At 73.0% G+C, this 20,736-nt stretch carries 18 protein-coding genes; 11 read left to right on the forward strand and 7 right to left on the reverse strand.

The window, feature by feature from the left end; translation table 11 throughout:
* The first annotated feature begins 109 nt into the window (after positions 1 to 109).
* The 5 genes from C6W10_RS18800 (at position 110) to C6W10_RS18815 (ending at position 6,087) form a co-directional block, all read left to right on the forward strand.
* Positions 110 to 1,582 carry an OFA family MFS transporter gene (locus C6W10_RS18800; protein WP_107264081.1) on the forward strand — a complete coding sequence of 491 codons (1,473 nt, stop codon included), beginning with the start codon at positions 110 to 112 and terminating at the stop codon, positions 1,580 to 1,582.
* Positions 1,579 to 1,701, forward strand: coding sequence for a hypothetical protein (locus C6W10_RS39220; protein WP_255416204.1), 123 nt, complete (start codon positions 1,579 to 1,581; stop codon positions 1,699 to 1,701). The genes C6W10_RS18800 and C6W10_RS39220 overlap by 4 nt, the downstream gene beginning before the upstream one ends.
* Before the next feature lie 291 nt (positions 1,702 to 1,992).
* Positions 1,993 to 3,750 carry a hypothetical protein gene (locus C6W10_RS18805; RefSeq protein ID WP_107259196.1) on the forward strand — a complete coding sequence of 586 codons (1,758 nt, stop codon included), beginning with the start codon at positions 1,993 to 1,995 and terminating at the stop codon, positions 3,748 to 3,750.
* Positions 3,747 to 5,216 (forward strand): NADH-quinone oxidoreductase subunit NuoF family protein, encoded by a 1,470-nt coding sequence (locus C6W10_RS18810; protein WP_107259197.1) that lies wholly within the window; start codon positions 3,747 to 3,749, stop codon positions 5,214 to 5,216. Before C6W10_RS18805 ends, C6W10_RS18810 begins: the two co-directional genes overlap by 4 nt.
* Before the next feature lie 43 nt (positions 5,217 to 5,259).
* Positions 5,260 to 6,087, forward strand: coding sequence for an inositol monophosphatase (locus C6W10_RS18815; RefSeq protein ID WP_107259198.1), 828 nt, complete (start codon positions 5,260 to 5,262; stop codon positions 6,085 to 6,087).
* On the opposite strand, the gene C6W10_RS18820 is transcribed toward C6W10_RS18815, so the two are convergent.
* Both C6W10_RS18820 and C6W10_RS18825 read right to left on the reverse strand, forming a co-directional pair.
* Positions 6,079 to 6,747, reverse strand: a complete 669-nt coding sequence (locus C6W10_RS18820) for a class I SAM-dependent methyltransferase (protein ID WP_107259199.1) — start codon at positions 6,745 to 6,747, stop codon at positions 6,079 to 6,081. The two genes, C6W10_RS18815 and C6W10_RS18820, sit on opposite strands and share 9 nt — an antisense overlap.
* A 142-nt stretch (positions 6,748 to 6,889) precedes the next feature.
* On the reverse strand, positions 6,890 to 8,584 hold the full coding sequence (locus tag C6W10_RS18825) for a cholesterol oxidase substrate-binding domain-containing protein (RefSeq protein WP_199853680.1): 1,695 nt from the start codon (positions 8,582 to 8,584) through the stop codon (positions 6,890 to 6,892).
* 292 nt (positions 8,585 to 8,876) lie between these two features.
* Between C6W10_RS18825 and C6W10_RS18830 the strand changes: the two genes are divergently transcribed.
* The 4 genes from C6W10_RS18830 to C6W10_RS18845 all read left to right on the forward strand — a co-directional run bounded on the left by C6W10_RS18830 (position 8,877) and on the right by C6W10_RS18845 (position 12,395).
* Positions 8,877 to 9,815: a ribose-phosphate pyrophosphokinase gene (locus C6W10_RS18830; RefSeq protein WP_107259201.1), complete on the forward strand. Its 939-nt coding sequence runs from the start codon at positions 8,877 to 8,879 to the stop codon at positions 9,813 to 9,815.
* A 22-nt stretch (positions 9,816 to 9,837) separates the two neighbouring features.
* Positions 9,838 to 10,314: a ribonuclease HI gene (gene rnhA / locus C6W10_RS18835; protein WP_107259202.1), complete on the forward strand. Its 477-nt coding sequence runs from the start codon at positions 9,838 to 9,840 to the stop codon at positions 10,312 to 10,314.
* A 63-nt stretch (positions 10,315 to 10,377) separates the two neighbouring features.
* Complete coding sequence (locus C6W10_RS18840) at positions 10,378 to 11,139, forward strand: Clp protease N-terminal domain-containing protein (protein WP_107259203.1); 762 nt, start codon at positions 10,378 to 10,380, stop codon at positions 11,137 to 11,139.
* Complete coding sequence (locus C6W10_RS18845; protein WP_107259204.1) at positions 11,136 to 12,395, forward strand: MFS transporter; 1,260 nt, start codon at positions 11,136 to 11,138, stop codon at positions 12,393 to 12,395. Before C6W10_RS18840 ends, C6W10_RS18845 begins: the two co-directional genes overlap by 4 nt.
* 60 nt (positions 12,396 to 12,455) lie before the next feature.
* Here the strand turns inward: C6W10_RS18845 and C6W10_RS18850 are convergent, their stop codons facing one another.
* Positions 12,456 to 13,955 carry a PQQ-dependent sugar dehydrogenase gene (locus C6W10_RS18850; RefSeq protein ID WP_107259205.1) on the reverse strand — a complete coding sequence of 500 codons (1,500 nt, stop codon included), beginning with the start codon at positions 13,953 to 13,955 and terminating at the stop codon, positions 12,456 to 12,458.
* Positions 13,956 to 14,648: 693 nt separating this feature from the next.
* On the opposite strand from C6W10_RS18850, the gene C6W10_RS18855 reads away from it, so the two are divergent.
* On the forward strand, positions 14,649 to 17,195 hold the full coding sequence (locus C6W10_RS18855; RefSeq protein WP_234361325.1) for a beta-glucosidase: 2,547 nt from the start codon (positions 14,649 to 14,651) through the stop codon (positions 17,193 to 17,195).
* Positions 17,196 to 17,308: 113 nt separating this feature from the next.
* Positions 17,309 to 18,058 carry a DUF72 domain-containing protein gene (locus tag C6W10_RS18860; protein WP_107259207.1) on the forward strand — a complete coding sequence of 250 codons (750 nt, stop codon included), beginning with the start codon at positions 17,309 to 17,311 and terminating at the stop codon, positions 18,056 to 18,058.
* A gap of 16 nt (positions 18,059 to 18,074) precedes the next feature.
* On the opposite strand, the gene C6W10_RS18865 is transcribed toward C6W10_RS18860, so the two are convergent.
* The 4 genes from C6W10_RS18865 to C6W10_RS18880 all read right to left on the reverse strand — a co-directional run bounded on the left by C6W10_RS18865 (position 18,075) and on the right by C6W10_RS18880 (position 20,729).
* Complete coding sequence (locus C6W10_RS18865; protein ID WP_107259208.1) at positions 18,075 to 18,503, reverse strand: DUF2267 domain-containing protein; 429 nt, start codon at positions 18,501 to 18,503, stop codon at positions 18,075 to 18,077.
* A gap of 97 nt (positions 18,504 to 18,600) precedes the next feature.
* Positions 18,601 to 19,470, reverse strand: a complete 870-nt coding sequence (locus C6W10_RS18870) for a DUF72 domain-containing protein (RefSeq protein ID WP_107259209.1) — start codon at positions 19,468 to 19,470, stop codon at positions 18,601 to 18,603.
* Between the two features lie 73 nt (positions 19,471 to 19,543).
* Positions 19,544 to 19,942, reverse strand: a complete 399-nt coding sequence (locus C6W10_RS18875; protein WP_107259210.1) for a TraR/DksA C4-type zinc finger protein — start codon at positions 19,940 to 19,942, stop codon at positions 19,544 to 19,546.
* A 148-nt stretch (positions 19,943 to 20,090) separates the two neighbouring features.
* Positions 20,091 to 20,729, reverse strand: a complete 639-nt coding sequence (locus C6W10_RS18880) for a uridine kinase (RefSeq protein ID WP_107259211.1) — start codon at positions 20,727 to 20,729, stop codon at positions 20,091 to 20,093.
* Between the last annotated feature and the right edge of the window lie 7 nt (positions 20,730 to 20,736).

The following is a 20,736-nucleotide window of genomic DNA, read 5'->3' on the forward strand; positions in this document are numbered from 1 at the left end:
ATAGGTTCCGGGCGAAGAGCAAAGCCACCGCGGCTGGCGTCAACGCGGGACGACCGATCCGTAGCACCGCGCCACGCCCGCCCTGCCGCAAACGAGGTACGTCGTGTCGCTGATGACCGCACTCGACCACCAGCACACCGTCGCTCCACCGGGATACAGTCGCTGGCTGATACCTCCGGCGGCACTCTCGGTGCACCTCTGCATCGGTCAGGCGTACGCGACGAGCGTCTACAAGAACTCGCTGATCGCGCACTTCGACGCGAGCCAGACCGCGATCGGGGTCATCTTCAGCATCGCCATCGTGATGCTCGGCCTCTCGGCGGCGCTCGGCGGCACCTGGGTGGAGTCGAACGGCCCCCGCAAGGCGATGTTCGTCTCGGCCTCCTTCTGGGCCGCCGGCTTCCTGGTCGGTGCGCTGGGGATCGCGACCGGGCAGCTCTGGCTGGTCTACCTGGGCTACGGCTTCCTCGGCGGGATCGGCCTCGGCATCGGGTACATCTCGCCGGTCTCCACGCTGATCAAGTGGTTCCCGGACCGTCCCGGCCTGGCCACCGGGCTGGCGATCATGGGCTTCGGCGGCGGCGCGATGCTGGCCAGCCCGCTGAGCCGGCAACTGCTCTCGCTCTACGACCCCGGCTACGACCCGGCCAACTCCGCCTCGGTCGCCTCCGGCGGCGCCCTGGTCGGGCTCTTCGTCACCCTCGGCATCGGCTACTTCGCCATCATGATGTTCGGGGTCTTCAACGTCCGGGTCCCGGCGCCGGGCTGGCGCCCCGCCGGCTTCGACCCGGGTACGGTGGCCGCCAAGCCCCTGGTGACCACGGCGAACGTCTCGGCGTCGAACGCGATCCGCACCCGCTCGTTCTGGCTGCTCTGGATCGCGCTCTTCTGCAACGTCACCGCCGGGATCGGCATCCTGGAACAGGCCAGCCCGATGATCCAGGACTTCTTCCGGGACGGCGGCACCTCCAGCGTCACCATCGCGGCGGCCGGCGGCTTCGTCGGACTGCTCTCACTGTTCAACATGGCCGGCCGGTTCGCCTGGTCGTCCACCTCGGACGTGATCGGGCGCAAGCCGATCTACATGGTCTACCTCGGCGTCGGCATGGTGCTCTACGCCCTGCTCGCCCTGGTCGGCTCCACCGCGACCGCACTCTTCGTCCTGCTGGCCTGCGTCATCCTCTCCTTCTACGGCGGCGGCTTCGCCACCGTGCCGGCCTACCTGCGGGACCTCTTCGGCACCTACCAGGTCGGCGCCATCCACGGCCGGCTGCTGACCGCCTGGTCGGCGGCGGGTATCGCCGGTCCCCTGATCATCAACGGCTTCCTCGACGCACAGGGCAAGCCCGGTACGCTCACCGCCGCCGCCTACCAGCCCGCACTGTTCACCATGGTCGGCGTACTGGCCATCGGGTTCGTGGCGAACCTGCTGATCCGGCCGGTGCCGGACCGCTTCCACGAGCCGGCCCGGACGACGGACGCACCCGTTCCGGAGCCGACGGAGGGTGAGCGCCCCGACCCCACCACCCCCGCCGCGACGGCCGCCGACGCGACCGGCACCGAGAGGAGCAGCACCCGATGACCGGGCAACCGAAGAACCAGTCCGGCCGACTCTGGATCTCGTGGCTGCTGGTCGCGGCACTCCTCGGGTACGGCGTCGTACAGACCGTCATCACCGCGGCGAAGCTCTTCACCGGTTGACCCCGGATTGCCCACCCCCCGGGGGCAGCCAACTCCACCGATCGTGAAACATAATCGGCACGGGACTCATCCCCCCGGCCCGTTTTCCCGTACCTGATGGGGGTCGGACCGCCGTCGAGCGACGCGCGGCGGTACGACTCCGCCCAAAGTGGCGTGATCGGGGCGGGGCACAATAGGCGGCCGTGCCCGTCACGCGACGGGTGGGCAGGCGGGGCGCGGTGGTGGGCGCCGAGGCGGAAGATCGAGGAGCAGATGGCCCGGACGAGACAGATTCAGCGTGCCAGCGTCCCCATGAGCTTCACCAGCCGGGGCAGCACACCCAAGCCGCAGGGTGCGGTGGCCCTGCTCGTCGTCTCGGCCCTGGCGGTGCTCTGGGCGGCGGCGATGCTGAGCCCGATCGGTGGGCTGATCAACGCCTACATGTTCGTCTACATGGCGTTCTTCGCCGGACCGGCCACCCTGGTGGCGTTGAGCCTGACCGTGATGGTCGGTCTGGTGGCGACCGACCGGATCGTCCTGCTGATCCGGCACCGGGTGCTGCTCCAGTCGGCCCACCGGTCCCTCGGCATCATCGCGGTCTTCGCCCTGGTGCTGCACGTGTTGACCAAGATCGCGGCCGGTCACATCAGCCCCGACAAGGCGCTGCTGCCCTTCGTCAACGGTGCCGACGTCTACGTCGGGCTGGGCACCGTCGCCGGGGCGGCGATGGTGGCGGTGCTCTGGACCGGACTGGTCCGGGCCCGGTTCGCCGGGGTCGGCAAGCCGTGGCTGTGGCGGACCCTGCACAGCATCTCGTACGCCGCCTGGCCGATCGCGCTGGTGCACGGCCTCCAGGCCGGCCGGGCCGCGGCCACCTGGGTCACCCTGAGTTATCTGCTCTGCGTGGCTCTCGTACTGGCGCTGCTGGGTGTCCGACTCTCCGTGTCGCTGGGTCGCAAGCGGGCGGAACTGGGCCAGACCACCGGCGCGCTCTCCCCGGTCGGCCGGGCGGGCAAGCCGGGACGGGCCGGCAGGCCGGGCAAGCCGGGTCCGGTCGGCCGGACCAGCTCGATGGCGCCGGCCAAGCGGCGCACCGCCGACGAGATCCGGGCCAGCCGGGCCAACTCCCCCGCTCGGGAGGGCGGCCGGAGCCGGCGCAGCCGGTGGGAGGACGACACCCTCACCGGCCGGCGCGGCGGCGGCCGGGACAACCGCTGGGACGACTCGGACGCCGTGAGCGGGCGGCGCGGCCAGCCGGCGGGCCGGGCCGGCCGCGACGAGCGGGACACCTACGGCGGCCGGCCGGACGACACCCAGGGCGGTGGCCGGCGTCGCCGGGAGAGCCTCTCCGACCTGCGCGGCGGCTCGGAGTCGGCGATCGACGCCTGGGCCCGGGCCGGAGAACTCGACAGCACGTACGCCCCCCGCAGCCGCTCCGACCGCTTCGCCGTACCCGAGGTGCCGCCGCCGGGCAGCATGTCGGGCGGCCGGGACCAGGGCGACGCGTTCAGCGACGCCGAACTGCCCTGGGACAGCCCCCGACGCTGGGCGGCCGGCGACGAGCCGGGTGACCCGTGGGATCGGCCACGGGGCGGCGAGGACGACGCGATGTACCGCCCGCCGCGCGCCTGGGACGACACCTCGGCCGGTGACGAGCCCGGCGAGAGCCGGCGGTCCCGACGGGACACCGACGGGTCGGGACGGCGCTCCTGGCGCGAGCCCGACGACGAGCCGACGCCGAGCGGTGCCACCCGGGCCGGCCGGCGACGGCGGGCCGCCGACGAGGAACCGGACGACCGCTCCGGACGGCACAGCCGCGCCCGCGGCGCCGACGACGCCGAGGAGAGCACCGCGGAGTGGGGCCGGGCCGCCCGGTACGAGCCGAATCTCGTCGCCCGGGCGGACGACGACGATGACGACGACGAGAAGCCTGCCCTGATCGACCTCGCCACCCGCCGGTCCCGCAGGTCCGACGAGCCGTCCGGCCGGTCCTCCCGGCGTCGGGACGACCCGGACGAGGCGGCCGAGGAGGGCGCGTACTGGACCAGTCTGAAAGGTGAAGCGCGGTGAGTCTGACCGCCGTACCCCCGGTCGCCTGCTTCGGCGAACCCCGGCTCACCGCCGGCTTCGACGAGTTCGGCCGGCTCGACCTGACCGCGCACGAGATGGTGCACGGTGCCGTCAACCCGCTCTCCCCCAAGGGCCTGCTCCGACTCGTCGAGGGGATCGAACTCAAGGGCAAGGGCGGCGCCGGCTTCCCGTTCGCCCGCAAGTTCCGGGCGGTGCTGGAGTCGGCGGACCGGCAGGACCTGCCGACCGTGGTGGTGGTGAACGCGACCGAGGGCGAGCCGGGCGCCTGGAAGGACAAGGCGCTGCTCACCCGCGCGCCGCACCTGATCCTCGACGGGGCCGCGATCGCCGCCTACGCGCTGGACGCCGACGAGATCGTCATCGGGGTCGCCGACGACGGCATCGGTGAGGCGTCGCTGACCGCCGCGCTGGCCGAGCGCCGGATGCCGGTACGCACCGGGATCGTCACCGTGCCGCACCGGTTCATCTCCGGCGAGGGTGGCGCCCTGGTGCGCGGGATCAACGGCGAGGCGCACATCCCGCCGGGGCGCAAGGTACGGGCCAGCGACACCGGGGTGGGCGGGCTGCCGACGCTGCTCTCCAACGCCGAGACGTACGCCCAGCTCGCCCTGGCCGCCCGCCTCGGCCCGTACGAGTACGGCACGGTCGGCACCGCCGACGAGCCCGGCACGGTGCTGCTCACCGTGACCGGGGCCGCCGGGCGACCTGCCGTGGTGGAGTGCCCGACCGGCATCCCGCTGCGGGACGTGCTGGAACTCTGCGAGACGCCGGAGGGGCCGGGTGTGCTCACCGGCGGTTACCACGGCAAGTGGATCAGCGCCGAGGGTGCCGCCACCGCCGAGGTCTCCCGGGCCGGTTTCGCCAAGGTCGGCGGCGCGCTCGGCGCCGGCATCATCATGCCGCTGAGCGCCGAGGTCTGCCCGCTCGGCGAGGCCGCCCAGGTCGTCACCTACCTGGCCGGCGAGTCGGCCGGGCAGTGCGGGCCGTGCCGGCTCGGCCTGCCGGACCTGGCCCGCTCGCTGGACCTGATCGTCGGTGGCAGCGCCGCCGCCGAGGTGGTCCGGGCGGCGGCCGGTGCGGTGAAGGGTCGCGGCGCGTGCAGCCACCCCGACGGCACGGCCCGGTTCGCCACCTCGGCGCTGGAGATCTTCACCGAGGACCTGGAGGCGCACGCCGCGCGGGGCACCTGCGGCAAGAAGGTGAAGGGCCTCCTCGGGCTGCCCAACGCGGCCGACGCCCCGACCTCGAAGCTGGTGGTGGACTGGTCGCGCTGTGACGGGCACGGGCTCTGCGCCAGCGTGGTGCCGGAGTTCGTCCGGCTGGACTCCAACGGCTTCCCGTCGTTCCCGTCCACCCCGGTGCCGACCTGGCTGGAGGGGGGCGCCCGCAAGGCGGTACGGATGTGCCCGGCCCTGGCCCTGCGGATGACCCCGGTCGACCGCTGACCCCGGTCGACCCATCCTCCCGGTCGACCGCGAGGATGGGTCGGTGGAAGACGATCTTCTCCTTGCCCGGCGGGCCGCGCTGACCGGCGCCGCCGTCGCCCTCCGGTACTTCGCCGACCTCGGCCGGCTCGACCGGGAGCGGAAGTCGGACGGCAGCGTGGTGACCGAGGCCGACCGGGCCGTCGAGGCCACCGTCCGGGAGGTACTCGCCGGGGCGCGGCCCGACGACGCGATCCTGGGCGAGGAGGTCGGGCAGACCGGGCAGGCCGCCCGGCGCTGGATCGTCGACCCGATCGACGGAACGGCGCAGTTCGTCGCCGGTGACGAGCGCTGGCAGGTGCTCGTCGCGCTGGAGGAGGCGGGCGAGATCGTCGTCGGGGTCGCCGCCGTGCCGGCACAGCGGACGATCTGGTGGGCCCGGCGCGGCTCCGGTGCCCACCAGGCGGAGATCTCCGGGACCGGGGTGACCGGGGTACGACCCCTGCGCACCGGCGGATCCGACCCGACCGATCCGCTGCCCGGCGGCCGGCTCGGGGTGGTACCGCCGGACGAGCAGGTCTACCCGGCCGAACGCGAGATGATCGCCCCGCTGCTGGCGGTCACCTCGCCGACCCCGTGGCGTACCCACCCGGCGCTGCTGGTGGCGCGCGGCGAACTGGACCTCGCCGTGCAGACCCGGGGACAGGTCTGGGACTTCGCCGCCACCAGCCTGATCGTGACCGAGGCCGGTGGCCGGTACAGCGGATTCGACGGGCGGTCCCGACCGGCCGCCGGACCGGCGCTGTTCGCCGGGACCCCGGCACTGCACGACGCCGCGCTGCGGCAGCTCGGCGCCGCCGGGCGCACCGGTTCGGCGACCGGCTCAGCCTGACCGGCGGGCCCGGACGGCGAGGACGATCGGGGTGGGCGCGCCGCCCTCGGCGAACCGCTCGAAGGTGAGCCCGGCGTCCAGGAACATGTGCAGCAACTCCGGCAGCGGATGGTGGGTGGCGCCGACCTTGTCCCGGATCCCCCGGTCGGTCCAGGACTCCCTCGTCCAGGCGCTGTCCCGGTAGCCGGGGCGGATCAGGATCGCGTCGCCGTCGGTGCGGTCGGCGAACCCGCCGCAGAAACACGGGTGGACGCCGACGTGCACGAAGGTCCCGCCGGGGGCCAGCACCCGGGCCGCCTCCCGGAGCACCGCCGGATATCCCGGCATGTCGGTGTGCACCATCACCGCGACGACGGCCGGCAGCGCACCGTCCCGGACCGGCAGCCGGGCGGCGTCGGCCCGGACGACCGGCAGCCGGTCGCGGGCGTACCGGAGCATGCCGGCCGAGATGTCGACGCCGACCGGGGTCCGGCCGAGGGCGCGGATCGAGCCGGCGTACGCACCCGTGCCGCAGCCGAGTTCCAGGCAGGGCCCGTCGCCGGGGCCGAGCAGCAGCCGCAGGCTCCGGTCGATCTCCAGTTCGTCGCTGCCGGTGTGCCGGGGCAGGAACTCGGCCTCGTACCAGTCGGCGATCTCGTCGTACACCGCACCACCACGCATCCGGTTCCTCCCCGGTCGGCCGCACCGATGCCGATTCCATTCCCGCACGGCAGGGCGGCCCGGGCCAGCCCTGTTCGCCCAGGGCGCAGGTCGTCGACCTCGGCGCCCCGGCGGACGGGTCAAGGCGTGCCCGGCGACCGGGTCACGGTGTGCCCGGGAGCAGCACGTCGAGGAAGGCGTTGCTGAACACCCGGTGCGGGTCGTGGGAGTTCAGCTCCGCCACCGCCGCGTCCCAGGTCGGGTCGGGCGCGTGCCGGTACGAGTCCGGCACGGTCCGGGTCAGCATGGTCGGGTCGGCCCAGGCGGCGGAGTCGGTGTAGCCCCAGCCCTTGGACCACTCGACCCGGCAGCCGGCGTACGAGCCGGTGTAGTTGGTGAAGAAGAAGGTCTCCATCTCCCGGTAGAAGGCGTGCGCCCGGGGCGCGGTCGGGAAGGTGAGCACGTCGAACCAGACCACGCTGTCCCACTCCGGGTGGTCGGCCCGGGGCCGGGCCGCAGAGAGTGCCGGCGGCTCCGCCCCGGGTACGCCCACGTCGGCGGCCCGGTCGACCCCGGCGACCCGGATCTCCACCTGGCCGGTCACCGGGAACTCGCCCCGGGCCTGGTACGCGGCCAACTGCCGCTGGTAGAACCGGGCGAACTCGTGCACCACCCGCTGGATGGAGCCCCGGGCGGTGTGCACCGCGTACCCGTTGGCGGTCTCCCGCAGCGTGGTCGGCTTGACGTAGAGCAGCAGGTTCTTCGACGGTCCCCACAGGTCGGTGGCGAGCGTGCCGGTCAGCCCGGCGGCGGCGGTGGTGTACTGCACCTGCCCGAAGGTCGGAGTCAGCGCCCACGCCCCGTTCAGCAGTTGCTCGGCCAGTTCCGAGACCGGCTCGGGGACGTTGTCGGAGAAGACGTAGTTGTACGGGGTGACCACCGGGCGGGAGGTCAGCGGTCGGGTCGGGCTGACGCTCCAGACCTTCAGCCAGGGGTTGTCGGTGAAGGCGAACCAGATCGCCTCGACCCGGCCGGCCGCCGCGACGTGGCTGGCCAGGGTACGGCCGCCGGTGCCCGGTGCGGCGAAGAGTTCCGAGGCGGGGATGTCGACCCGGCTGACGCACCGGAGGTTCTGGTTGGCTCCGACCCGCAGCGTCACCTCGGTGACGAACGCCCGGCCGACGTGGGTGAGCAGCGCCGCGCACTCCGGGTCGGCCCGGTCGAAGGTGCGCAGCGCGTACCCGCCGGTCGCCGCGTCCCAGACCACGGCGGTGAGCGAGAGGATCAGGTTGCTCAGCGACCCGTAGCTGTGCCCGGGGGTCCGGGTCTCGCCGTCGGCCGGCACGCTGGTGCCGTGGCCGTTGATCGCGAGTACCCCGCCGACGCTGAGGTCGCCCGGGGCGGGGGTGTTGGTGACGCCGAGCCCGTGTTCCTCGAGGAAGGCGAGGAGGTCGTCCATCGAGGCGCCGGCCTGGACGCGTACCGCCGCCTCGGGTGCGGTGGAGAGCACGGTCATCGAGGTCAGGTGCCGGGTGGTGTCCACCAGGATCGTCCGGTCGGCGGTACCGTCGGCCGGGAGGGTCAGCGGTGCCCAGGTGTGCCGGTAGCCACGGGCCCGGACGAGGTAGCCGTGCCGGTACGCCCAGTTGGTCACCGTCACCACGTCGGCGGCCGTCCGCGGGGCGCAGGTCCAGACGCCGTCCGCCTGGATCTCACCGGCCCAGTTGCGGTACGCCTCGCGCTGCACGGGTACGTCGGCCGGGAAGTCCGGCGGTGCCGGCCGCTCCCCCGGCGTCCACAGTGCACCGAATGCCGTCACGGCGGACGCCTCGAGGAAGCCGCGTCGGGTGAGAGCCATCTCGTTCCCCCTCTGCTCGGACATGGTCGACGCCGGCCGCGAAGTGATCGTTGCCGGCGCGAAATGATCGCGCCTTACCCTCGGCATCCGTCGACGGAACTCGATCGGGCGGAGAATCGGGGTCGCTGATCAAAGCGACAACGCCGGCACACCGCTGTCAACACCGGCACACCACCGTCAACCCGGCAGCCGGTGAACCGGCGGGCGGTGCGCGGACGTCCCCGGCGACGCGGTCGTGGCGCTCCGGGCCGGGACACCGGCCGGCGGGGCGGCGTTCACTAGACTCTGCCGGGTGCGCGACATCGCGGTCTTCAGCGGCAGTGCCCATCCCGAGTTGGCCACCGAGATCTGCCACCACCTCGGCGTTCCCCTGCTCCCGACCCGGATCTCCCGGTTCGCCAACGACTGCCTGGAGGTGCAGTTGCAGGCGAACTGCCGGGAGCGGGACGTCTTCCTGATCCAGCCGCTGGTGCCGCCGGTGCAGGAGCACCTGGTGGAGCTGTTGCTGATGCTGGACGCGGCCCGGGGCGCCTCGGCCGGCCGGATCACGGTGGTGATGCCGCACTACGCCTACGCCCGCAGCGACAAGAAGGACGCCCCGCGGATCTCGATCGGCGGGCGGCTGGTCGCCGACCTGCTCACCACGGCCGGTGCCAGCCGGATCCTGGCGATCACCCTGCACTCGCCGCAGGTGCACGGCTTCTTCAGCATCCCGGTCGACCACCTGCACGCGCTGCGCGAGCTGGCGACGCACTTCCGGGGCTACGACCTGACCGACACGGTGGTGGTCTCGCCGGACCTGGGCAACGCCAAGCAGGCGGCGGCGTTCGCCCGGATGCTGAAGGTGCCGGTGGCGGCCGGGGCCAAGCAGCGGTTCTCCGACGACAAGGTGGTGATCAGCGCGGTGATCGGCGACGTGGTCGACCGGGACGTCATCGTGCTCGACGACGAGATCGCCAAGGGCAGTACGGTCTTCGAGCTGCTCGACCGGCTGCGCGAGCAGAAGGTGCGCAGCGTACGGGTGGCCTGCACGCACGGGCTCTTCGCCTCGGCGGCACTGCGTCGGCTCTCCGCCGAGCCGGAGATCGCCGAGATCGTCTGCACCAACACGGTGCCGATCCCGGCGGCGGACCACACCGACAAGCTGACCGTGCTCTCGGTCGCCCCGGCGCTGGCCGAGGCGATGCGCCGGATCCACAACGGGGAGTCGGTCAGCGCCCTCTTCAGCTGACCGGGCAGGGTATGTTGCCCCGGTGACAGAGCAGGTCGTGCAGATCTACACCGACGGTGCGTGCAGTGGCAATCCCGGTCCGGGCGGCTGGGGCGCCGTGCTGCGGTACGGCACGGTGGAGAAGGAGCTTCTCGGCGGGGAGGCGGCGGCCACCACCAACAACCGGATGGAGCTGATGGCGGCGATCCGGGCGCTGGAGAGCCTGACCCGCCCGGTGACGGTGCAGATCTACGTCGACAGCACGTACGTCCGGGACGGCATCACCAAGTGGCTGCCGAACTGGAAGCGCAACGGTTGGCAGACCGCCGCGAAGCAGCCCGTCAAGAACGCCGACCTGTGGCAGCGGCTGGAGGCTGCCGCCGCCCGCCACCAGGTGCGGTGGCACTGGGTGAAGGGGCACGCCGGGCATCCGGAGAACGAGCGGGCGGACCAGCTCGCCGTGCGGGGCATGCGGGAGGCGACCGCCGGCCGGGGCCGCCATTCGGCCGTACCGGCCTGAGGCGGGCCGCCCCGGAGTCAACCGCCGGTTGACGGCCGACCATCGTCAACCTAGGGTTGACGCATGGAGCGACTACCGGTACGCCTCGACGACCTCATCGAGTACGTCCGCCGCCAGCACCCCAGCGGGGACGCCCTGGAACGGCTCACCGACGCGGTACTGGTCGGTGACTACCTCGGCGATCTCGCCGACCACCTGATCGGACACTTCGTCGACCAGGCCCGCCGCGCCGGTGCCTCCTGGACCGAGATCGGCCAGAGCATGGGTGTGACCAAGCAGGCCGTGCAGAAGCGCTTCGTGACCCGCCGCTCGGAGCTGGACGAGCCGGTCCCGGCCGGCGTCCTCGCCCGGTTCACCGACCGGGCCCGGCACGTCCTGACCGAGGCCCAGGCGGAGGCGCGCGGCGCCGGCAGCCCCGAGGTCGGCACCGAACACCTGCTGCTCGGCATCCTGCACGAGCCGGACGGCCTGGCCGGCCGGGCGATCAGTGCGCTCGGCGTCTCCGCCGAGGCGGTCCGGGCCGCCGTCCACGCCAGCACACGCACATCAGCGGAGTCCACCGAGCCGACCGGGCCGGCGGAGACCGCGCAACACCTGCCCTTCTCCCCCGGCGCCAAGCGGGTCCGGGACCGCGTCTTCGCCGAGGCGCTGCGGCTCGGCCACAACTACGTGGGCACCGAACACATCCTGCTCGGCCTGCTCGCCGTCGACACCGAGCCGGGCGCCCGGATCCTCGTCGACCTCGGCATCACCCGGGACCGGGCCGAGGAGTGGATCGTCGACACCCTCCGGGTACTGTCCCGGTCGGCCAGTTCCGGCAGGTGAAGGCGGCGAGACCGGACGCCGGCACGCTCTGGCGCAGCCGGGACTTCCCGCTCTTCTGGGCCGGGCAGGCGCTCTCCGCGCTGGGTGACTCGTTCTCGCTGCTCGCCGTACCGCTGCTGGTGCTGCACGCGACCGGCTCGGTGGCCCGGATGGGGCTGCTGACCGGACTGGTCGGGGCGGCGTCGGTGCTCGCCGGCATCTTCGCCGGCTATCTGGTCGACCGGGTCGACCGGCGGCTCCTGCTGCTCGGCTGCGACCTGTTCCGGGCCGCCGGATACGCCAGCATCCCGGTCAGCTGGCTCTTCGCGCCGCAGCTCTGGTTGCTCTACCTGGTGGCGCCGGCCTGCGCCGCCGCCGGGATGGTCTTCCAGGTCGGCTACGTCGCCGCCGTGCCGGCGCTGGTCGGCCCGGAGCGGATCACCCGGGCGAACGGCCAGCTCTACGCGACCTACGCGGCGGCCGGGATCGTCGGGCCGGTGCTGGCCGGGCTGCTCTCCTCGGCCGTCGGGCCGACCGCCGCGCTCGCCGTCGACGCCGGCACCTTCGCGCTCTCCGCGCTCGGCCTCTGCCTCGTCCGGCTCCGCAGCGCGCCGGCCCCTGGCGCCCGGGGTGGCCGTTCCGGCTGGTCCGGGCTGCTGGTCGGGGTCCGGTTCCTCTGGCGGCATCCGGTGCTGCGGACGTTGACCGTCCTGCTGTCGTTCCTGACCTTCCTCACCATCGGGCTGACCGACGTCTTCATCTACCACGTCAAGCACGACCTCGGCCGCCCCGACGGCACCGTCGGACAGGTCCTCGCCGCGGCGGCCGGGGGCACGATCGTGGCCGCGCTGCTGGTCGCCCCGGTCCGCCGGTCACTCGGCTTCGGCGCCTGCTGGATCGGGGCGTACGCGGTCAGCGGGCTCGCCGTCGCCGGTGCCGGACTGACCCGGGACGTACCGGCACTGGCGCTGCTGGTGGCCGCCTACACGTTCGGGACCAGCCTCGCCGGGATCTGCTCGATGTCGCTGCGCCAGCAGGTCACCCCCGAGCACCTGCTCGGCCGGGTGACGTCGGCGTTCTGGACCCTGCACTCCGCGCTCGGCCCGCTCGGCGCGGCGGTGCTGACCGGGGCGGTGGCCCGGTACGGCACCGCCGCCGTCTGCCTCGCCGCCGGCCTGACCTGCCTCGGCATCGCCGCAGTCGCCGTGCTGACCCCGATCAGGACGCCGCGTCCGGAACTCGTACCGGTGCCGACGGCTGATCCCGCCCGGGGCTGAGCACCCGCCCCGGGCAGGTGCCGGCATCCCGGCCGGCCCTGCCCGGTGGCGGCGTCGGACTCAGGGGCTGGTGCAGGCGAGGTCGCTCGGCGGGGTGTTGGTCCCGGTCCACGAGCCCTGGAAGCCGAACGTGGCCGAGCCGTTGGCGCCGAGCGTGCCGTTCCAGCCGACGTTGCGGACCGTGACCGACGATCCGCTCGCGGTCAGTGTGCCGTTCCAGAGCTGGCTGATCGTCTGCCCGTTGGCGAAGGTCCAGCGCACGGTCCAGCCGTTCAGCGTGCTGGTGCCGTTGTTGCGGACCGTCACCTCGCCCTGGAAGCCGCCCTGCCACTGGTTGACCTGCCGGTAGGTCGCGGTGCAGGCACCACTGCTCGGCGGGGTGCTGGTCGGCGGGACCGTCGGCGGGAGGCTCGGGGTCGGCGAGGAGGTGGGCGGCCGGGTGGTCGCGGTGGGCGTCGGAGTGGCGCCGACCGGCAGGAAGCGCAGGATCCGGTCGTCGGTGGCGGCCGGCGAGCCCCGGCCGTCCCGGTTGCTGGTGGCCACCCAGAGCGCGCCGTCGGGGGCGCGTTCGACGGTACGCAGCCGGCCGTACTGGCCGGTGAGCCGGGCGATCGGGCTGCCGCTGACCCCGCCGCTGCCGTTCAGTGGCACCTGCCAGAGCCGGGTACCGCGCAGCGCGGCGACGAAGAGCATGTTGCCGTCGATGGTGGCACCGCTCGGCGACGCCTCGGCGGTGGTCCAGGTGACGATCGGGTTGCGGAACCGGGGGTCGTTGCCCTGCCCCTCCACCGTCGGCCAGCCGTAGTTGCCGCCGGGCACGATGTAGTTGACCTCGTCCCAGGTGTTCTGCCCGAACTCGCTGGCGTAGAGCCGGCCCTGGGCGTCCCAGGCGAGCCCCTGCACGTTGCGGTGCCCGAGGCTGTAGACCAGCGAGCCGGCGGTCGGGTTGTCCGGCGGGGCGCTGCCGTCGGGGCGCATCCGCAGGATCTTGCCGTTGCGGCTGGACGGGTTCTGCGAGTTGGCGGTCTGGCCCGCGTCGCCGACACCGGCGTAGAGCATGCCGTCGGGTCCGAAGGCGATCCGGCCGCCGTCGTGGAAGTTGGCCCGGGCCAGTCCGGTGAGGATCGGCGTCTGGGTCTGCGGCGCGTCGAGCCGGAACCGGACGATGCGGTTGTCGCTGGAAGAGGTGAAGTAGGCGTAGACGTAGCGGTCGCTGGCGTAGGTCGGCGAGACGGCCAGGCCGAGCAGCCCGGCCTCGCCGCCGGGCGAGACGCCGGAGATGGTGGCGACCTGCTGCGGGCTCTGCCCCGGGCGGATCTGCACGACCCGGGCGGTGTCCCGCTCGGCGACGAGTGCGCTGCCGTCGGGCAGGAAGGCCATCCCCCAGGGCGCCTGGAGGTTGGTGGCGACGGTCTCCGGGCGGCTGAAGTCGAAGTCTCCGGCCGCCAGCACCCCCGCCCCGTCGCCCGGTGCCGAGGTCGTGTCGGCGACGGCGAACCCGGCGCCGCCGAGTACGACGGCGAGCGCCGCACCCGTGACGAGAAGCCGACTACTCCGCATGCCGCACCTCCAGGGACCACTCTTCCGTGGGCACGGCCGCCCGACGAGACAGAGACACGTGTCAATGTAACACCGGGACCGGGCGCGGTCTAGATCAGCTCCGCCGAGGGCGGGCGAGCCGGTCCCCGCCCGGCCGACCCGCCCGCGTCCTCGGCGGGCTCCCCCGCCCGCCACGTCATCCGGGTGTGACCACGCCCCGACCGGAGGTGTCGCGGGGCCGACGGCCGACGCCCGGCCGCCGGTCGCAACCGGAGCCGCACGCCTGCCGACCCACACCCGGTAAACCGGAGATGATCATCACTTTCGCCGACCCCCGCCCGGCCGGTGGGCTACCGTTTCGGTGGTCCCGGGGTCGTCGCACGAGTCCTCATCCCTTTCACGCCGCCGTCGCGGACCTGCGCCGCTCGGGGCGACCGGACGTCTCCCGCGCCGGGCCCGAGCCGAAGCATCCGCAAACTTTCGGTGCCGGCCCGATAATTCGCCGTGATGCGGCGCACGCTACGACGTGGTGAACAAACGGTCAAGGCTTGCGCCCTCCGGAGGCTTGCGAGCTACTTTCGGCCTAAGTACCCTCTCGACGCGGGCCGGACTTTCCGGAAACATGTCGGAAGTACGTGTGCGCCCGCGTCCAAACCTCACTTCGACGTGCGGCGGCTCCGGAAGAGGCCAGCAACAAGCGACAGGAGGCTGCTCGTGAGCAGCAACCGCAATGCCGCCGACACCAGTCGGACAACCACCGAAGTCGAGCGGCTTGAGGTGACGGGGGTGCACGATGGGCATCCACACGACGGACAGCTCACCGCGACCGCGACCGTCCCGGCGGACGACGCAGCGCCCAGCGACAGCCCCGCTCCCGACACCCTGCCCGGCTGGCAGGACTCGCGGCTGCCCGTGGCGCGGCGGGTGGAGGACCTGCTCGCCCGGCTGACGCTGGAAGAGAAGGCAGCCCAACTGTACGGCGTCTGGGTCGGTGGCGACTCCACCGGCGAGGACCTGGCGCCGCACCAGCACGAGATGACCAGCGAGGCCCCGGACTGGCGCGCACTGATCAGCAACGGCCTCGGCCAGGTCACCCGGGCGTTCGGCACCGCGCCCGTCGACCCCGCCCTCGGCGCCCGGGCACTGGCCCGGATGCAGGAGGAGATCGTCGCCGCCAACCGGTTCGGCATCCCGGCCATCGCGCACGAGGAGTGCCTGACCGGCATCATGACCTGGAAGGCGACCGTCTATCCCACGCCGCTGGCCTGGGGCGCGACCTTCAACCCCGAGCTGGTCGAGCGGATGGCCGGGCAGATCGGGTCGGCGATGCGGGCGCTCGGCGTACACCAGGGGCTGGCCCCGGTGCTCGACGTGATCCGGGACCTGCGCTGGGGGCGCTGCGAGGAGTCGATCGGCGAGGACCCCTACCTGGTCGCCACCATCGCCACCGCGTACGTCCGGGGCCTGGAGTCCACCGGCGTGGTCGCCACCCTCAAGCACCTCGTCGGATACTCGGCCTCCCGGGCCGGCCGCAACCACGGACCGGTCAGCGCCGGGCACCGCGAGCTGGCCGACGTGCTCCTGCCGCCCTTCGAGATGGCGCTGCGGGACGGCGGTGCCAGATCGGTGATGCACGCCTACAACGAGATCGACGGCATCCCGCCGGCCGCCGACCCGGAGCTGCTCACCCGGCTGCTCCGCGACGAGTGGGACTTCACCGGCACCGTCGTCTCCGACTACTTCGGGATCAGCTTCCTGCAACGGCTGCACAACGTCGCGGGCGACCTGAGCGAGGCCGCGGCGCTGGCACTGACCGCCGGGGTGGACGTCGAACTGCCCTCCGCGCACTGCTACGGCGACCTGTTGATCGACGCGGTCCGGGCCGGCGCCGTGCCGGAGTCCCTGGTCGACCGGGCGGTGACCCGGATCCTCCGGCAGAAGTGCGAACTCGGCCTCCTCGACCCCGACTGGTCGCCGCTGCCGGCGGCACTGGCCGGCACCGCCGAGCGGAGCAACGGCGACATCCCCGGCGTCGTCGAGGGCTCCGTCGACCTCGACCCGCCGGCCAACCGGGCGCTGGCCCGGACGATCGCCGAGGAGTCGGTGGTGCTGCTGGCGAACTCCGGGGCACTGCCGCTCCGGCCGGAGAGCCGGATCGCCATGGTCGGGCCACTCGCCGACGACGTTGCCGGGATGCTCGGCTGCTACACCTTCCCCAGCCACGTCGGCAGCCAGCACCCGGAGCTGCCGGAGGGGGTCGAGATCCCCACCCTGCTGGCCGCGCTCCGGGCCGAGCTGCCCGAAACCCCGATCAAGTACGCCCCCGGCAGCACCGTCGACGGCTCCGCCGAACTCGACGCCGACGCGATCAGCGCCGCCGCCGCGGTCGCCGCCGAGGCCGACGTCTGCGTGGCCGTACTCGGTGACCGGGCCGGACTCTTCGGCCGGGGCACCTCCGGCGAGGGCTGCGACAGCGACGACCTGCGGCTGCCCGGTGCCCAGGCGGAACTGCTGGCCGCACTGCTGGAGACCGGAACCCCGGTGGTGCTGGTGCTGCTCGCCGGCCGCCCCTACGCGCTCGGCGACTCGATCGACCGGCTCGCCGCGGTGGTGCAGGCGTTCTTCCCCGGCGAGGAGGGCGGGCCGGCGGTAGCCCGGGTGCTCAGCGGTTCGGTCAACCCCTCCGGCCGGCTGCCGGTGAGCGTCCCGCGCACCCCGGGCGGCCAGCCCAACAGCTACCTCAACCCGAAGCTGGGCCAGAAGACCGACGTCAGCAGCGTCGACCCCACCCCGCTCTTCCCGTTCGGCCACGGCCTGTCGTACACGGCGTTCAGTTGGCCCGAGGTGCGGGTGGAGGGTGCGGCACCGGTCGCGGACCGGCCGGTGGAGATGCCCACCGACGGGAGCGTCACCGTCTCGGTCTCGGTCCGCAACGACGGCGACCGGGCCGGCACCGAGCTGGTGCAGCTCTACCTGCACGACCCGGTCGCCCAGGTCAACCGCCCGGTGGTCCGACTGATCGGCTACGCCCGGGTGCCGCTGGAACCGGGCCAGACCCGGCAGGTGGACTTCCGGGTGCACGCCGACCTCTCCTCGTTCACCGGTCGGCGCGGCCACCGGGTGGTCGAGCCCGGCGACCTGGAGCTGCGGCTCTCCGCCTCCAGCGACGACCACCGGCACACCGTCCCGGTCAAGCTGACCGGCCCCGAGCGGCGGGTGGACCACCGCCGGCAGCTCGTCGCCGAGGTGACGCTGCACTGACAGCCGCCCGGCGCCCCGATGGTCGGCGGTTGGGGCGCCGGGCCCACACCCGGCGGGGCCTCGGGCGTCGCCCGACGGGTGGACGGGCGGCCGAGCCGGCATACTGACCGGGGATGATCCTCGTCGGCACCTCCGGGTGGCAGTACCGCGACTGGCGGGACCGGTTCTATCCGACCGGTCTGCCGCAACGACGCTGGCTGGAGCACTACGCCGAACGGTTCGGCACGGTCGAGGTGAACAACGCCTTCTACCGGCTGCCCGAACGGGACGTCTTCGCCGCCTGGCGGGCCCGTACCCCGGACGACTTCTGCGTGGCCGTCAAGATGAGCCGCTACCTGACGCACATCAAGCGGCTGCGGGAACCGGCCGAACCCGTCGCCCGGTTCCTCGGCCGGGCCACCGCACTCGGCGACCGGCTCGGTCCGGTACTGCTGCAACTGCCGCCGAACCTGCCGGCCGACACCGGCGCGCTGGCCGAGGTGCTCTCCCTCTTCCCACCCGAAGTACGGGTCACCGTGGAGCCGAGGCATCCGTCCTGGTGGACCGGGCAGACCCGGCAGGTGCTGGAGCGGTACGGCGCCGCGCTCTGCTGGGCCGACCGGCGCGGCCGACCGGTGACGCCGCTGTGGCGTACCGCCGACTTCGGCTACCTGCGGCTGCACGAGGGGCGGGCCGAACCCCGGCCCCGGTACGGCCGGACCGCGCTCGGCTCCTGGCTGGACCGGATCGGCGCGGCCTTCCCCGGCGACGAACCGGTCTACGTCTACTTCAACAACGATCCCGGCGGAGCGGCGATCGTCGACGCCGCCGCGCTGGCCGCGATCGCCGGGCGCCGGGGCGTCCCGATCAGCCGGACGCCCTGAGCAACCGCTCGCCGGGCTACGGCATGATCGTGGTGAGGTCCTTCGGCATGGTCGACTTGACGTCGTCCCACTCCCCGTCGGTGACGTGCCGGCGCAGCGCGTTCAGCACCGTGTTCACCACGGTCGCCGGGCCGCCCTCGACGTCGAACGGGAAACCGGCGCGTACCTCGTAGAGGAACTCCTCGCGGTTCAGCTTGATCGGGACGACGCTCGGATCCCAGCCGTCGAAGTAGACCCCGCGGACCAGCACCGGCAACTGGGCGGCGAAGTGCACGCTCTCTTGCACCGGCAGCCGGTCCCGGAGCAGGTGCAGTACGGTCCGCAGCGCCGCGTACGACTGGTTGCGGCGTTCCTTCGGCCACCCGTACGCCTGCTCGATGTCCTTGAGGATGAGGTTGGTCTTGTCTATCGACGACTCGAAGATCGAGTACGAATTGTTCGGCACGACTGATCCCCCGTCCCGTCTCGGCTACTGCCCACCCTTGCCATGCTCGCCCTGGGACGGGTGACCGCCGCTCACCCGCACCGGGTGATTCCGGCGGCTAGGCCGAGAGGAGATCGCGGAGCTTCTCGGCGTTCGTCTGCGCGTAGTCGCGATAGCAGTTGTTGAACAACACGTGTGTCTCGGCGGTGTCGTCGGCGAGTTCGCGCAGCTTCGGCGCCCAGTCCGCCAGCTCCCGATCCGAGTAGTGGTAGCCGAACTTGTCGTAGATGTTCTTGCTGGTCCACTTGTCGCTGTGCCCGTGGAACCGGACCACCGCTAGGTCGGCGGTGGCGGCCAGCACCGGCGGCACCGAGGAGCGGTGCCCCTGCGGCATGTCGACCGAGACGTACGCCAACTCGTGCTTGCGGAGGAACTCCAGGGTCTCCTCCCGGTTGCCGTCGGCGAACCAGGAGGCGTGCCGGAACTCGAAGACCGGCCGCAGCGGGCCGCACCGCCGCCGCACCTCCAGCAGGTACTGCTTGTTGTCCCGGCGGATGGTGAACCACGGCGGGAACTGGAACAGCAGCGCGCCAAGCTTGCCCGCCTCGGCCAGCGGCTCCAGCGCGGAGAGGAAGCGCGTCCAGACCTCCTCGTACGCCTGTGCCGGCAGGTCGCCCGGGTAGACGTTCTTCTTCTCGGTCTCCGGCCGCAGGTCCTTGTAGAGCGCGGAGACCCGGGTCGGATGCCCGGTGAGCAGGCTGAACGCCTTCACGTTGAAGGTGAACCCGGGCGGGGTGCGCCCGACCCACAGCTCGGCGGTCCGCTCGGCGGGCGGCGAGTAGTAGGTGGCGTCGACCTCGACCAGCGGAAACCGCTCGGCGTAGTGGCCGAGCCGCCGTTCCGGGGTGTCCGCGCCCGCCGGATACCAACCCGATTCCAGCAGGGTCTTGTCGGTCCACGAGGCCGTGCCGACCTTGATCTCACCCATGACTCCAGTTCACCCGCCCCGAACGGGACGGGCAAGCCGAGCGCGGTCCACCTCCGTCGTCGGTCGCGTCCGGTCAGGCCGCCCGGCGTTCCCGGGACTGCTTGCAGGTGACGCAGGTGGTCGCGGAGGGGAAGATCTCCAGCCGCTCGACCGGGATCGAGTCGCCGCATCCCTCGCACCAGCCGTACGTCCCCTCGGCCAGCCGGCTGAGCGCGTGCTCGAACTGCGCCCGGCGGTCGAGAATGGTCCGCAGCAGCGACTGCGCGGTGTCCCGCTCGGCCGTCTTGGTGCCGCTGTCGGCCTGGTCGTCGCCGGCCGTGTCACCGACCTCCACCAGTCGCAGCACCTGGCTCTGTGCCAACGCCTCGTCGTACTCGACGGTCAGCTCGTCGAAGCGGGCCTGCAGGGCGCGGCGGATCTGGTCGCTGTCGGCCGCCGAGCGGCGCGTACCGATTGCCTCGTTGACGAGCATGCGCTGCCTGCCTTTCCGTCGAAGGAACGGATCTGCGGTCCTGGACGTTATTGTCCGGGTCGCTCCGTCATGAGCAGCGCGATTACCCCACCGCCGTCGCCGGCAAACCGTCGATTTCCCGACCCGCCCCGGACCCCGGGCCACCGGGTCATCCGACGCTGTCCGCCTCGACCAGCGCGGGGTGCCGGGGGTCGTCCAGCCGGACCACCACGTCGGCGAAGGCCGACGGTCCGACCTCGTCGGCGTAGCGGGCGAAGGCGGGCAGGGTCCACCGCTGTGCCGGGGCGGTACGCCGGGCCAGCGCGCCGGGCGAGAGCACGAGATGCACCGCCAGGTCGAACGGTAGGCCGCCGCCGAGCAGCAGCGCCCCGCTCACCAGGACGACACCGCCGGGCGGCAGGGTGAGGTAGTCGGCCCGGGTGGCCCGGTCCGTCTCGGCGTTCCACAGCGACGGCAGGATCCGGCCCGAACCGGCCGGGCCGGCGGGATCGAGTACCTCCCGACGCAGGCCCGCCTCGTCGAGCCAGCCGAAGTAGTACGCGTCGGGGTTGGTGCGGCCCTGCTCGTAGCGGAGCGACGCCGGCCGGAGGAAGTCCGCCGTGTCGATCCGGACGGCCGGGCGGCCCCGGACCCGCAGCGGGTCGACCAGCGCGTCGGCGAGCCGGCCCGGCTCGGCGGCCGGCGGCCCGTCGACCGCCACCCGCAGCCAGCCGCCGGCACGCTCGCCGGCCAGCCGGTCGGCCAACTCCTGCACCAGCAGCTCGGGGCTGATCGGACGGACCCTCATCCGACCA

Origin of the sequence: Plantactinospora sp. BB1 (assembly GCF_003030385.1) — a bacterium.
Classification (GTDB): domain Bacteria; phylum Actinomycetota; class Actinomycetes; order Mycobacteriales; family Micromonosporaceae; genus Plantactinospora.